General features: G+C 72.2%; 13 protein-coding genes. 9 read left to right on the forward strand and 4 right to left on the reverse strand.

The genetic code is table 11. The features are described from left to right. The first annotated feature begins 10 nt into the window (after positions 1-10). From AC07AW_RS27745 to AC07AW_RS27770, 6 genes are all read left to right on the forward strand, one after another. Positions 11-790 (forward strand): TetR/AcrR family transcriptional regulator, encoded by a 780-nt coding sequence (locus AC07AW_RS27745; RefSeq protein WP_478818167.1) that lies wholly within the window; start codon positions 11-13, stop codon positions 788-790. 36 nt (positions 791-826) lie between these two features. Further along, positions 827-1,258, forward strand: coding sequence for a DUF6153 family protein (locus AC07AW_RS27750; RefSeq protein WP_478818168.1), 432 nt, complete (start codon positions 827-829; stop codon positions 1,256-1,258). A 74-nt stretch (positions 1,259-1,332) separates the two neighbouring features. Continuing rightward, positions 1,333-2,949: a multicopper oxidase family protein gene (locus AC07AW_RS27755; RefSeq protein WP_478818169.1), complete on the forward strand. Its 1,617-nt coding sequence runs from the start codon at positions 1,333-1,335 to the stop codon at positions 2,947-2,949. A 170-nt stretch (positions 2,950-3,119) separates the two neighbouring features. Beyond that, positions 3,120-4,424 (forward strand): esterase/lipase family protein, encoded by a 1,305-nt coding sequence (locus AC07AW_RS27760; protein ID WP_478818170.1) that lies wholly within the window; start codon positions 3,120-3,122, stop codon positions 4,422-4,424. Between the two features lie 27 nt (positions 4,425-4,451). Further along, entirely contained in the window at positions 4,452-5,477 is a 1,026-nt protein-coding gene (locus AC07AW_RS27765; protein WP_478818171.1) for an alpha/beta fold hydrolase, read from the forward strand. After that, a complete protein-coding gene (locus AC07AW_RS27770) occupies positions 5,474-6,934 on the forward strand; it encodes a carboxylesterase/lipase family protein (protein ID WP_478818172.1) in 1,461 nt (486 codons plus the stop codon). The genes AC07AW_RS27765 and AC07AW_RS27770 overlap by 4 nt, the downstream gene beginning before the upstream one ends. A gap of 231 nt (positions 6,935-7,165) precedes the next feature. Here the strand turns inward: AC07AW_RS27770 and AC07AW_RS27775 are convergent, their stop codons facing one another. Then, the gene (locus AC07AW_RS27775) at positions 7,166-7,729 is read right to left on the reverse strand and encodes a DUF1707 SHOCT-like domain-containing protein (protein WP_478818173.1); all 564 of its coding nucleotides are present in this window, start codon (positions 7,727-7,729) and stop codon (positions 7,166-7,168) included. Beyond that, positions 7,726-8,352, reverse strand: a complete 627-nt coding sequence (locus AC07AW_RS27780) for a TetR/AcrR family transcriptional regulator (RefSeq protein WP_478818174.1) — start codon at positions 8,350-8,352, stop codon at positions 7,726-7,728. Before AC07AW_RS27780 ends, AC07AW_RS27775 begins: the two co-directional genes overlap by 4 nt. Before the next feature lie 349 nt (positions 8,353-8,701). Between AC07AW_RS27780 and AC07AW_RS27785 the strand changes: the two genes are divergently transcribed. From AC07AW_RS27785 to AC07AW_RS27795, 3 genes are all read left to right on the forward strand, one after another. Beyond that, positions 8,702-9,199, forward strand: coding sequence for a hypothetical protein (locus AC07AW_RS27785; RefSeq protein ID WP_478818175.1), 498 nt, complete (start codon positions 8,702-8,704; stop codon positions 9,197-9,199). Between the two features lie 220 nt (positions 9,200-9,419). Next, positions 9,420-9,974, forward strand: coding sequence for a hypothetical protein (locus AC07AW_RS27790; protein ID WP_478818176.1), 555 nt, complete (start codon positions 9,420-9,422; stop codon positions 9,972-9,974). 39 nt (positions 9,975-10,013) lie between these two features. Then, positions 10,014-11,666 carry a long-chain fatty acid--CoA ligase gene (locus AC07AW_RS27795; protein ID WP_478818177.1) on the forward strand — a complete coding sequence of 551 codons (1,653 nt, stop codon included), beginning with the start codon at positions 10,014-10,016 and terminating at the stop codon, positions 11,664-11,666. 84 nt (positions 11,667-11,750) lie between these two features. On the opposite strand, the gene AC07AW_RS27800 is transcribed toward AC07AW_RS27795, so the two are convergent. Together AC07AW_RS27800 and AC07AW_RS27805 are read right to left on the reverse strand one after the other, a co-directional pair. Beyond that, positions 11,751-12,185 carry a hypothetical protein gene (locus tag AC07AW_RS27800; RefSeq protein ID WP_478818178.1) on the reverse strand — a complete coding sequence of 145 codons (435 nt, stop codon included), beginning with the start codon at positions 12,183-12,185 and terminating at the stop codon, positions 11,751-11,753. Next, a complete protein-coding gene (locus AC07AW_RS27805) occupies positions 12,182-13,300 on the reverse strand; it encodes a flavin-containing monooxygenase (RefSeq protein ID WP_478818179.1) in 1,119 nt (372 codons plus the stop codon). The genes AC07AW_RS27800 and AC07AW_RS27805 overlap by 4 nt, the downstream gene beginning before the upstream one ends. Between the last annotated feature and the right edge of the window lie 69 nt (positions 13,301-13,369).

Raw genomic sequence — 13,369 nt, forward strand, 5'->3', positions numbered from 1 at the left:
GAGGCACCCCATGGCCAGCAGCCCCCAGCCGGACCGCCGGAAGGTGGACATCGGCCACAGCACGGAGCGCCGCCGCGGCCGGCGCCGGCTGAGCCGTGAGCGCGTGCTCGCCGCCGCCCTCGACGTCGTGGACCGCGAGGGCCTGTCCGCGCTGAGCATGCGGCGGGTCGCCGCCGAACTCGACGTCGAGGCGATGGCGCTCTACCGCTACGCCCCCAGCAAGGACGCACTCCTCGACGGTCTCGTCGAACAGCTCTACACCGAGCTGCACTCGGACCTCGCCCGCGAGGAGCCCGCCCCCCTCGGGCAGTCGCCCGACCTGCCCGAATGGCGCGCCGAACTCCGCCGCGGCGCCTGCGCCCTGTACCGGATCTCCCTCGCCCACCCGCACGTCGTGCCGCTCCTCGCCACCCGGCTGCTCGCCGTCCCGCTGGCCCGCCGCCCTCTCGCGGTCCTGCAGGCCCACGAGCGGATCCTGGCCCTGCTCGACCGTGCAGGGCTCGACGAACAGGGCGTCGTCACCGCCTACCGGGCGGTCACGGCCTGGGTGCTCGGCTATATCTTCAGCGACCTGCGGGCCATGGTGGACAACCCCGACGAGCCCGATCCGGCGTTCCGTCTGGGTCTCCACCTGATGCCGGCCCGTGAGCTTCCCCGGCTGCGCGAGACCGTTCCCCTGCTGGCGGAGAAGGGTGGCTACCAGGAGCTGACGGACGGCCTCGACGCGCTGCTCGACCGCATCCTGGCCACGGCCGCCTCGCGCACGGACCAGGCGCCGGACCCGGCATGAGGTGAAACCCATACCCCCTCCCCGTATGATGTCCGGGTGAGATCCGAGGCCAGGAGGCGCCCGAGGGCGGCGACGTGGTGGAGCCGTTTCGTGCTCGCCGCCGTGCTGCTCGTCGGCATCGTGCTGATGCACGTCCTCGGCCACCCCGGCGAGCAGGCGGACGCCGCGCACGCATCGGCCGGGCACATGGCCGCCGCGAGCGAGCACGTATCGGCCGGGCATGCGGCGGCCGACGCCGACCGCGCGAAGCATCCCGCGCCCGTGCACGGGGCCGGTGTCGCCGCCGTGTGCCTGGCCGTGCTCGGAGCCGGGATCGGCATCCTCCTGTCCGTCCGCGGCGTGCTCGTACGCCGCCGCCGCGGAGTCGACGCACCGCCCGCCGCGCGGATCGCCCACGCCCTGTGGGCGATCCCGCCGCCCGCGCCACCCGGATCCCTCCTGACCCGCCTCTCCTTGTTGCGCATATAGGCAGACCGGCCGCTCCACGCACCGAGCGGAAAGCCCCTGCTCACGCAACGACCACGTCAAGAGGTTCCACAGTCATGTCCCGACTCACCCGTCGTACCGTCCTCGGTGCCGGCCTCGCGGCCGCCGGTACCGGTCTGCTCACCGCCTGTTCCGGTGCCATGAACGGCATGGACCACTCCTCCGGCGGAACAGGCACGTCGCCGAGCTCCGACTACCTCACGCCGGACAGCAAGGAGGTCGGCGCGGCCGAGGCCCTCCGCAAGCCCGGCCCGGAGCGCGCCTTCAAGCTCACGGCCGTCGAGACCCCGCTCGACCTCGGCGGCGGCCGGACCGTCCGCTCCTGGGCGTACGGGGACGACCTCCCCGGCAAGGAGATCAGGGTCACCGCCGGCGACACCCTCGCCCTCACCCTCGCCAACCACCTTCCCGAGGCCACCAGCGTCCACTGGCACGGACTCGCGCTGCGCAACGACATGGACGGGGTCCCCGGCCTCACCCAGCGCGACATCGCGCCCGGCGGCTCCTTCGACTACCGCTTCGCGGTCCCGCACCCCGGCACCTACTGGTTCCACCCCCACTCCGGCGTCCAGCAGGACCGCGGCCTGTACGCCCCGCTGATCGTCGAGGACCCCAAGGAGCCCCTGGCGTACGACAAGGAGTGGGTGATCGTCCTCGACGACTGGGTCGACGGCGTCGACGGTTCCACCCCGGACGCCGTGCTCGCCGAGCTGAGCAAGGGCATGGGCGACATGGGCGGCATGGACCACGGCGGCTCCGGATCCGGCTCCGGCGGCATGGAGGGCCACGACATGTCGAACATGTCGATGACCACGAGGAGGTCGCCGTCCCCGAAGCCGTCCGGCCCCTCCCGCATGCTCATGGGTGCCACGAGCGACCTGCTCGGCGGTGACGCCGGGGACGTCGGCTATCCGTACTACCTCGTCAACGGCCGTACGCCGGACAAGCCGCAGACCTTCACCGCCGAGCCCGGCGACCGGATCCGGCTCCGCGTCATCAACGCCGGCGGCGACACCGCCTTCCGGCTCGCCCTCGGCGGACACCGGCTCACCGTCACGCACGCCGACGGCTTCCCCGTCGAGCACACGAAGGCCGACGCGCTCCTGCTCGGCATGGGCGAGCGCCTCGACGCCCTCGTGACCGTCGGGAACGGGGTCTTCCCGCTCACCGCGCTCGCCGAGGGCAAGAACCGCACCGCCCTCGCGGTCCTCCGCAGCGGCGGCGGAGCGGCGCCCACCGCCTCCGCGCGCCCGAAGGAGCTGGACGGAAAGGTCGTCCACGGCGGTCTGCTGAAGGCCGCCGAGTCCGTACGGCTGGAACCGGGCCGTCCGGACCGGACGATCGAGTTCGAGCTGACCGGCTCGATGATGACGTACGACTGGGCCGTCAACGGCAGGAAGTACGACCCGGCACAGCGCTACCCGGTCCGCTCGGGCGAGCGGGTCAGGCTGTCGTTCGTGAACAGCACGACGATGTGGCACCCCATGCACCTGCACGGCCACAGTTACGCGCTCGCGGACGGCGGCGCGCGCAAGGACACCTCGATCGTGCTGCCGGGCAAGCGGCTCGACGTCGACTTCGACGCCGACAACCCCGGGCTGTGGATGGTCCACTGCCACAACGTCTACCACGCGGAAGCCGGGATGATGACGGTGCTCGGCTACCTGAAGTAGGGCACCGACGCACCTCTGCTTGTGCGGTCCCCGTCCATGCCCGCAGCTCGCTTTGTGTGGCGTGACCACATGCCCCGTGGTCCGTCCGCCCACCTACCGTGTGCAGACCCGGTGCCAGGACGGGCACCGGAGCGACGCGCCGCGGGCGCACGAGTGGGGGAGGCCGGGACATGGCCGACGACAGACGGAGTCCGGGGCGCCGGTGGCGGCTGCGCGCAGCCCGTGTCCTGGCCGTGGTGGGGGTCGTCGCGGCCGCCGTGGTGGCGTCACCCGCCACCGCGAGCGGCGCGGCGGTCCCCTCGTACCTCACCCTCGAGGCGAGCTACGGAGCCGGGACCGTCGGCAACGGCTGGGAGCGGGTCGAGCGCTACCTCGACACGACCACCGGATTCCGCACCGAGGGCTTCCCGGCCGACGGCCGCGGCGACCAGGACGGCAAGCGCGTCACGTACTTCGGCGGCGTCTCCCGGCCTTCCTCCGGCCGGTTCCTGCTCTACTCGGCCCCCGGCTGGAACACCGGCAGCCGCACCACCCCCGTCCTCCTCGTGCACGGGGCGAACGACACCGCGGACCGCGCCTGGGCCAACCCCGGTGAATCGGGCGGCTACGGCTGCGGCGCCGCCTCCTGCCCGTCCACCGGGCTCATGCAGTACCTCTCCGAGCGCGGCCACCGCGTCTTCGCCGTCGGATTCGCGCACAAGCAGGGCGACAACCTGATGCAGGCGCAGATCGTCGGCGACGCGATCGCCGTCATCAAGGCGAAGCTCGGCGTCACCTCGGTGGACCTGGTCGGCTGGAGCAAGGGCCAGATGTCGACCCGCGCGTACGTGTCCTCCCTGAAGCCCGGCTGGGGACGGGCGTACGCCGGTGACGTCCGCCGGCTGATCACCCTCGGCGGCCCGAACGGCGGCTACGACTACCCGTACGCCCACGGCTGGGCCCACGACTTCTCCATCTGGCCGGAGTGCGGAGGCAAGATCAACGCGCCCTCCCCGCACTCCCACATGACCTGCTACGGCCTGTACACGGCACACCCCGAGTTCTCGATGACCCCGTCCGGCGGTCAGGACAACTACCCCGGGCAGCGCCAGATGCTGGCCCGCTGGGACGGGGTGTACGGAGTCGACGGCGCCGCCCAGGACTGGTACACGACCTACTACGGCGGCCAGGGCTTCTACACCGCCGGCGCGGGCATCCAGGCGGCCATCGACGCCGGATCGCTGATCGCCCCGCTGCACAGCGCCGGAGTGCCCGCCTCCGTCACCACCTACCTCCTCGCCGGCGGCTCCGCGGACATCGTCGGCATCTTCAACGAGAACCGCGGCCCCAGCGACGGCGTCGTCTTCATCTCCAGCGCCCTCGACACCACCGGCATCCCCACCGTCGGCGGCAAGGCGACCATCGCGACCGCCAACCACCTCGAACTGGGCTGGCACAGCGCCGCCGCCGCCCAGGTCGCCACCTGGCTCTCCTGAATCACACGCGACAAGGACCCCGACGCCATGAACCCGCTCCACACCCGCCGTGTCACCACCGGGCGACTGACCCAGCAGATCACCGAGGCCAGGGCCGAGGGCGAAGCCGTCGTCTTCGTCCACGGCAACGTCTCCTCCTCCGCGTTCTGGCACTCCACCCTCACCACGCTGCCGGACCGGTACCGCCCCCTCGCCGTCGACCTGCGCGGCTTCGGCGGCACCGACCCGCTGCCCGTCGACGCCACCCGCGGCCTGCGGGACTACGCCGACGACCTCGCCGAGCTGCTCACGGCCCTCGGCATCGACCGGGCCCACCTGGTCGGCTGGTCCATGGGCGGCGGCGTGGTCATGCAGTTCCTGCGCGACCACCCGGCCGCCGTGCGCTCCCTCACCCTGGTCAGCCCGGTCTCCCCGTACGGCTTCGGCGGTACGCACGGAGTGGACGGCACCCTCAACTCCCCGGACGGCGCCGGATCGGGCGGCGGCACGGCCAACCCGGAGTTCGTCCGGCTGCTCGCCGAGGGCGACCGGAGCGAGGACTCCCCGACCTCGCCGCGCTCCGTCCTGACGGCCTGCTACGTCAAGCCGCCGCTCCGCCCCGAGCACGAGGACGCGTACGTCGAGGCCATGCTCGCCACACGCCTCGGCGACGACCACTATCCGGGCGACAGCAAGCCGTCCACCGCCTGGCCCGGCTTCGCGCCGGGCACGCGCGGTGTGCTCAACTGCATGGCCCCGAACCACTTCCGCGTCGACGACCTGCACCTCGTCGACCCCAAGCCGCCGGTCCTGTGGATCCGGGGCGAGGACGACATCATCGTCTCGGACACCTCGATGTTCGACCTCGCGCACCTGGGCGCGGTCGGCGCGGTGCCGGGATGGGACGGCAGCCCGGCGCAGCCGATGCTGGAGCAGACGCGGCACGTCCTGGACCGCTACGCGGCCGCCGGCGGGAGCGTGCGGGAGGTCGCCGTGGCCGACGCCGGGCACTCCGTCCACCTCGAACGCCCCGAGGAGTTCGGCAAGGCACTCCTCGAAGTGCTGTCGGCATGACGGTGTGCCGTACCCGGCAGGGGGAGGTCCGCGGCCGGACCTCGCCCGACGGGGTGAGCTCCTTCCTCGGCATCCCGTACGCGGCTCCGCCGTTCGGCGCGCGACGCTTCCGGGCGCCCGCCCCGCCGGAGCCCTGGACGGGCGTGCGCGACGCCACCGCCCACGGGCCGACGGCACCGCACGCCCCCTACGCCCCGCCCTTCGACGCCCTCATCCCGGAGAACGACATCCCGGGGGAGGACTGTCTCAACCTCAACGTCTGGACCCCTGCGCCGGAACCGGGCGCCGGTCTCCCCGTGATGGTGTGGCTGCACGGAGGGGCGTTCACCAACGGCTCCGGCTCCGCGTCCGGATACGACGGCGGCGCCTTCGCCCGCGACGGCGTCGTCTGCGTCACGCTCAACTACCGCCTGGGCGCGGACGGTTTCCTGCGTCTTCCGGGCCGCCCCGACAACCGCGGCCTGCTCGACCAGATCGCCGCACTCCGCTGGATCCGCGACAACATCGCCTCCTTCGGCGGCGACCCGGACCGGGTGACCCTGTTCGGCGAGTCGGCGGGCGCGATGAGCATCGGCGCACTCCTGACCACCGGGGCGGCCCGGGGGCTGTTCCGCCGGGCGATCCTGCAGAGCGGGGCCTGCCACCACTTCCTGCGCCCGTCGTCGGCAGCGCTGATCGCGGCCCGACTGGCGGAGAAGCTGGGGATCGGGGAGGCGACCCCGGAGGCCTTCGCATCCGTTCCCTGGTCACAACTCCTCACCGTTCAGGCCGAGTTGCGCGGCGAGGTGGGCTCCGACCCGGACCCGGCACGGTGGGGCGAGGCCGTCCTCAATATGATGCCCTTCGAGCCGGTGCGGGCCGAGCTCACCCTGCCCGGCGCGGACTGCGAGGTCGACCTCCTCATCGGCAGCAACCGCGAGGAGTACCGCCTGTTCCTGGTCCCCACGGAGCGCCTCCACGTCTTCCCCGAGTCCTCGCTCCGTGCCATGACCGCGGCCTACGGCCTCGACCCGGCCGAGGCCCTCCCCGTCTACCGGGCCGCCCGCCCGGACGCCGCGCCCGGCGAGCTCCTCGACGCGGTGGCGACGGACTGGTTCTACCGGATCCCCGCCATCCGCCTCGCCGAATCCGTGCCGGGCTCGTACCTCTACGAATTCGCCTGGCGCTCACCCCGGTTCGACGGCACCCTCGGCGCCTGCCACGCCCTCGAACTCCCCTTCGTCTTCGACCGCCTCCGCGAACCGTCGTACGCGCCGCTGCTCGGCGCCGACCCGCCCCAGGCCCTCGCGGACGCCATGCACGGCGCCTGGGTCCGCTTCGCGGAGACGGGCAGCCCGGGCTGGAAGGCGTACGACACGGCGAACCGTACGACGATGGCCTTCGGCGCCACGCCCGAGCCCGTCCCGGTCGACGACCCGCGTCCGGGGGAACGGCTCCTCTGGGAGGGGGTGCGCTGAGGGGGGGCGTCACCGTTCGAGGCGTCTGGAGCCGCATCAACGGCCCGACCACGTGGTGGCCGTGCTCGCTGAGGAGGGGACCCTCGTGTCCACCGCAGGCGCCTTCGCCCCCGGGCCCCACCGCCCCCGGGCACTCCGGCTGGCGCCGGCCACTCCGCCCGTGGGTCAACTCGGGGCGCTGTTGCGTCACTTGAGGGAGACGATCGAGGCGATCCCGCCCTGACCCCGCTGCTACTTCTTGGTGCGCGTGACGACCGCGCCGAAGAGGGCCAGGCCCTTGATGACGACGCGGGGTGTGCCCGGCTTGCCGATCCGTTTCGCGGCGCGCTTGTCGAAGACGCCGAAGAGCCCGAAGCCCCGCACCTCGACCTCGATGTCCTCGGGGACGACGATCTTCGTGCCGCCCCACAGGGCGACGGCGCGGATCTCGGTGTCCTGCTCGCTGAAGCGCGCCTCCGTGAGGTCGATCGTGCCGCCGCCCCACATCGACCAGAGCGTCATCCGGGGCGGCACGACCCAGGCGCCCTTGCGTTCGAAGCCGCCGAAGACGCCCGCGACGAAGCCGCGCGAGGTCGGCGGCCGGTCCACCACGAGCGTGTCTCGCGGTCCCGGCCGCGGCAGGCCGCGGCAGGCTTCCTCCAGGTCGCACCGGGTGCGTGAGGCGTGCACCTCGTCGAGCCGGGTCGAGAGATCGGCCAGCGGCAGGCGGCCGTTCTCGACGGCGGCCCGCAGCCGCTCCTCGGCGTCGCAACGCTCGCGGTCCGAGGCGAGGATGTCCAGGTCGTGCCGGTTCATGTCAACCCTCCGAGGTGGGCGGCGAGGACGGAAGAGAGCGCGGTGCGAAAGGCGGCGTCGTGCCCCGGTCCGTCGGGGTCGTGGCCGAGGTCGGTGAGCCAGTAACGCTTGCCGAGGGCGTAGCCGTACGCGCCGGACATGGCGAGCAGGACGACCATCTCGATCCGCGCCCGGTCGGGACCCTCGGGCGGGGGGAGTACCGAGCGGACGCCATCCTCGATCACGTCGACCAGGCGGGAGAGGTTCGTGGGGGAGTCCGGGGCGGGCTCGCCGTCCCAGCCGTGGAGCTGGGACCACGTCCACAGCCGGACGTAGCGCTCGTCGGCGAGGATCTCGAAGAGCACCTCGGTCATGCCGGCCGCGTACGGCACGCTGCCGTCGGCCCGCATGCGCTCCCGTACGAGCTCCCGCTTGCGTTCGTTCTCGCGCTCCAGGACGGCCCGCACCAGCGCCCGGTAGGTCCCGAAGTAGTGGGTGACGAGCCCGTGCGTCACCCCGGCCGCCTCCGCGACCCGGCGCAGCCCCACACCGTCGGGTCCGTGCCGGGCGATGAGCTCGGTGGCGGCGTCCAGGATCTCGGCGCGTGCCTGGTCCGGGGTGCGCCGGCGTCGTGCAGCGGGCATGGCCCTTCCCTGTTGTCAGAGTGGACAATATCTTGTTGTCCACTCTGACAACAGAAGCCGTGGCGGTCAACTCGCCCCGAGCGGCCCGCGGATGAAGCCGTGGCGCGGCGGGGTGGCCGAGCGCGGGGCGACGACGCCCTCTGCGGTGCCCGCCGCGGCCGTCCGCACTCAGGTACCGGTTCACCGAATTCCGGAAACGTTGGCCTGAATTCCTCGACGGAAGGGCGCCAGATCATGGAAACTGTCGTCAACGGGCCTCCAAGTGGCCCCAGTTCGACAAGAACTGACAATTGCGGGGGGAATCATGGCAACACTTGCTCTTCGTCGGTCGGCGCGCATAGCAGGCGCGATGGCCGGAGCGGCACTGCTCGTCGGCGGTGCGGCCGGCGTCTCGAACGCGGCCACGACGCCGCCCGGGGGGACCGCGTTCAACGCTCTCGGGAACTACGGCGTGGTCACGACCACGCACCCGGACACGGTGGGCTGCAACGGCTACAAGGTGACGGGGTCGGGGACCGTCACCGGCAACCGGATCACCGGCGGCGGCACCTGGTCGCAGACCGAGGACGCGTGTACCGCGACCGTCCCCGGCAAGTGGGACATCAACGGGAAGGTCACCGTCACGCAGGCAGACGGTGCCCACCTCTACTTCACCTACCACCTCAGCGCGCCGCTGACGTCGGACACCATGGTCTACCCGACCGGCACCTTCACGATCACCGGTGGCGACGGCAACTTCGACGAGGCGGTCGGCGGCGGCACGATGAACGCCACGGTCAACCTGCTGGACAAGGACCACGTCAGTGCCACCCTGTCCGGAACCATGGGTTACCGCTGGCAGATCTGACCTGAGGTCACACAGCAGCGGATGACGTCCTGTCGACGTCCTCCGCCATCGGAGCCGGCTTCGTCGTCATCGAAGCCGGCTCCGTCTGCTTGCCGTCCCGACTGCTCGCGACGCGCGTGTCGAACGTCTCGACGGGGGAGTCCCCGATCGGGGAAGCTGTCCCCAACAGCCCTCCTGCAGGGCGTAGTTGGGCAAGAGCTGACACGTTTCGGGGGAGAACATGGCAAGAGTTGCCCGTCACTGGTATGCCCGCACGGCGGGTGTCGTGGCCGGAGCGGTACTGATCGCCGGCGGAACGGCCGGCGTCACCGTCGCCGCCGAACCCGGCCCCTCGGCCGTCGCCGCCGAGGCGTACCTTCCGACCGTCGAGATCACCAGCAACTTCGCGGTGGTCGCCACCGTGCATCCCGACACCGTGGGCTGCAACGGCTACAACGTGACCGGGACCGGGACCTCCACCGGCAGGCCGATCACCACCGCCACCTGGGCGCAGAAGGAAGTCGTGTGCACCGCGACCATCCCCGGCAAGTACGACATCAAGGGGACGGCGACGATGACGGAACCCGACGGTGACCGGCTCAACATCAGCTACGCGCTCACCGCGCCGCTGACGTCGGACACCATGGTCTACCCCACCGGCACCTTCAAGATCATCGGTGGCTCCGGCAACTACGAGTTCGCAGCCGGCAGCGGCAAGATGAACGCCCGCGTCAACCTCCTGGACCACGAGCACGTCAGCAGCTCCCTGCTGGGAGACATCCAGTACCTGGGCTGAACCCGTCCTGTTCACCGCGCACGTCCAAGGGGCCGCACCATGAAGAGCACGATGCAGGACCGCGAACTGCTGGTTCGCGACATCCTCGCGCACGGTCAACGCGTGTACGGGGAGAGCCGGGTGGTCCGATGTTCCGACGGGTCGACCGCACGCTCCTTACAGTCCTTCGCCGACATCGCCCGCCAGGCCGAGCAGCTCGCCTCCGCACTCGACCGGCTCGGCGTGCACCTCGGCGAACGGGTCGCCACCCTGGCCTGGAACACGCCCGAACACCTCGTGGCCTACCTCGCCGTACCCAGCATGGGCGCGGTGCTCCACACCCTCAACCTCCGCCTCCACCCGGACCAGTTGGGCTACATCGTCGAACACGCCGAGGACGCCGTCCTCCTCGTCGACGCGACCCTCCTGCACATGCTCGAACCCCTCCGGGACCGGCTGGGCACCGTACGCCACGTCGTCGTCATCGGAGACGCGCCGGACCCGGACCTCCCCGCGCACATCGCCGTCCACCGCTGGGACGAACTCCTCGCCGCCGAGCGGCCCGGCTTCGACTGGCCCGACCTGGACGAACGCGAGGCGGCGGCGCTCTGCTACACGACCGGCACCACCGGAGACCCCAAAGGCGTCGCCTACAGCCATCGCTCGATCACCCTGCACACGCTCGGCGTCTCCGCCGGCGCCGGATTCGCGATGCACGACGGCGACCGCGTCCTGCCGATCGTCCCCATGTTCCACGCCAACGCCTGGGGCTGGCCCTACGCCGCCTGGCTGGCCGGCTCCGACCTGATCATGAACGGCCGGCAGCTGCACACCCCCGACCTCGCCCGGATCATCAACGAGGAGCGGCCCACCGCGGTCGCGGCGATCTGCACGATCTGGAACAGCCTGGTCCACCACGGCGAGCAGCACCCGCTCGACCTGAGCGCCGTACGCCTCGCCGGCTGCGGCGGCGCGACCCCGCCGCGCGCCCTGCTCAAGGCGCTCAAGGACCGCTACGGGGTCCGCCTCAAGCAGGGCTGGGGCCTGACCGAGACCAGCCCCCTCGCCACCTTCGCCGTCCCCCCGCACGACACCCCCGACGAGGACGAGGTCGACTGGCTGGCCAAGAGCGGCCGGGTGATGCCCTTCGTCGAGGTGCGCCTGATCGCGGAGGACGGCAGCGAACAGCCCTGGGACGGCACCTCGGTGGGCGAACTCGAACTCCGCGGACCGTGGGTCACCGGCGCGTACTTCAACACCGAGGACTCCCCGGAGAAGTTCCACGACGGCTGGCTCCGCACCGGCGACCTGGGCGTGATCGAGCCCGGCGGCTGGGTGGTGGTCAGCGACCGGCTCAAGGACGGCATCAAGAGCGGCGGTGAGTGGATCTCCACCATCGAGCTGGAGAACGCGATCATCGAGCACCCCGCCGTCCTGGAGGCCGTCGTGGTCGGCGTACCCGACCCGCGCTGGGAGGAACGCCCGCTGGCCTGCGTCTCGTTGGTGCCCGGCGCCGGGGTCGGCGGGGACGAGCTGCGGGAGTTCCTGACCGGCCGGGTGGCACGCTGGTGGATCCCGGAGCGGTGGTCCTTCGTGGACGCCGTACCCAAGACCAGCGTCGGCAAGTACGACAAGCGGGCCGTACGCGCCCTGTACGGGGACGCGGCGCTGGACGTCTGGACGCCGGACGAGACCGGGGCAGCCCGGGAGTGAGAGCGAAGGCGGCGCCCCGGACCACCCGGGAATGAGCGCGGACGCGGCGCCCCGGACCGCCCGGAGCGCCGCCTCCCGTACGTCTCAGACCGCCGACAGGCCTTCCGCCTCCGCCAGCAACTCCCGCTGCTCGTCGGGGCCGAGGCCCAGCTCCCGTACCCATCGAAGCGTCAGTACGAGGCGCGCCTGCATCGTCCTCTCGGGGTCCGGGTGCTCATCGCCCCGCCCCGAGTCCGCGTCCAGGCCGTCGGCGATGAGGCGGGCGAGCTCCGCCGGGTCGAAGTCCTCCGCGCCGGCCTCCAGCGAGCCCAGGAACTCCGCGACGTACCCGCTGATCTCCTGCGCTGTCGCGCCCTGCGGGAAGCGCCGCCGGGCCGCGAGCCCGAACGCGGCGCGGACCGCCCGACCGTACTGCGGTCCGGCCGGGTCGAGGGCCGCGGACTTCTGCGCGAAGCCGATGAAGTCGAACGCCAACAGGGCGCCGAGGACGTCGAGTTCGGTCGTGGTGGCGGTGGTCATGACGGCTCACCTTCTGCCGTGGGAGGGGCGGTCGTGGTGTTCTGGGCGGCGGGCGTGATCGCCGCCGCCGCGCGCTCGGCGTCCCGGCCGACGAAGCCGATCAGCGCCGAGCCGCGGGTACGCATCCGGTACAGCCCCAGGTAGTGGCTGCCGGGCAGCACCCCGGTGCCCTCGGTGTGCCGGGGCTGCCCGTCCTCGTCCAGCATCCGCGGGTCGAGCCAGCTCCAGTCGGTGCGGTAGCCGGTCGCCCAGATCACCGCGGACGGCTTCACGCGCTCGCCGTCCGCGACGAGCAGCTCGGCGCCGTCGGCCCCGGTGACCCGGCCCACCGTGCGCATCCGGCCGCCCGCGACCAGCTCGGGCACCCGGTCGCCGACGATCGGGTCCGGTGCCTGCATGTTCACCGGCAGGCTCATCACACCGAGGACGCTCATCCACCAGAACATGTCCCGGCCGACGACGGTCTGCGGCAGGGGCGGAGAGACGGCCTCGCCACAGCTGAGCACCACGCTGTGGGTCTCGGACAGCTCCGCGGCGATCTGCCGGCCGGAGTTGCCGTCGCCGACGACCACCACGGTGCCCGGCGGCAGCTGCCCGGCGCCCCGGTACTCACTGGTGTGCAGGGTGGGCACGTCCGGGCTGAGCCCGGTCGCGAAGTCCGGGACCCGCGCCGCGCCGAACGCGCCGGTCGCGATCACGACCTGGCCGGCCCGGCACTCGCCGTGCGCGGTGGTCACCAGATAGCCGTCGCCGTCCCTGCGCAGCGACAGCACACGGTGGTCGGTCAGCACCGGGAGTTCGAACCGCTCGGCGTACTCCCGCAGATACGCCACCACCTCGTCCTTGCCGGGGTAGTGCGCGCCCGCGCCGGGGAAGGGCAGCCCGGGAAGGCCGGAGAACTGCGCGGACGTGAACAGCTTCAGCGAGTCCCAGCGTCGCGCCCAGGTCTCGCCCACCTCGCTCCCGGCGTCGAGCAGCACACACCGGATCCCGGCCTGCCGCAGGTGGTACGCGGCGGCGAGGCCGGACTGGCCCGCCCCGATGACGGCGACCGGCACGGTGGCCGGCAGTGTGCTCGTCGGCCGCCTCGTCGGGTCGGCCTGATCTATTCCCATACGGAATGTCCTCACTTCTTGGACCCGGAGCCCGCGGCACCGCGGGACCGGTCCGGGGTGGACCGGCCG

This window comes from Streptomyces sp. NPDC044003 (assembly GCF_056435185.1).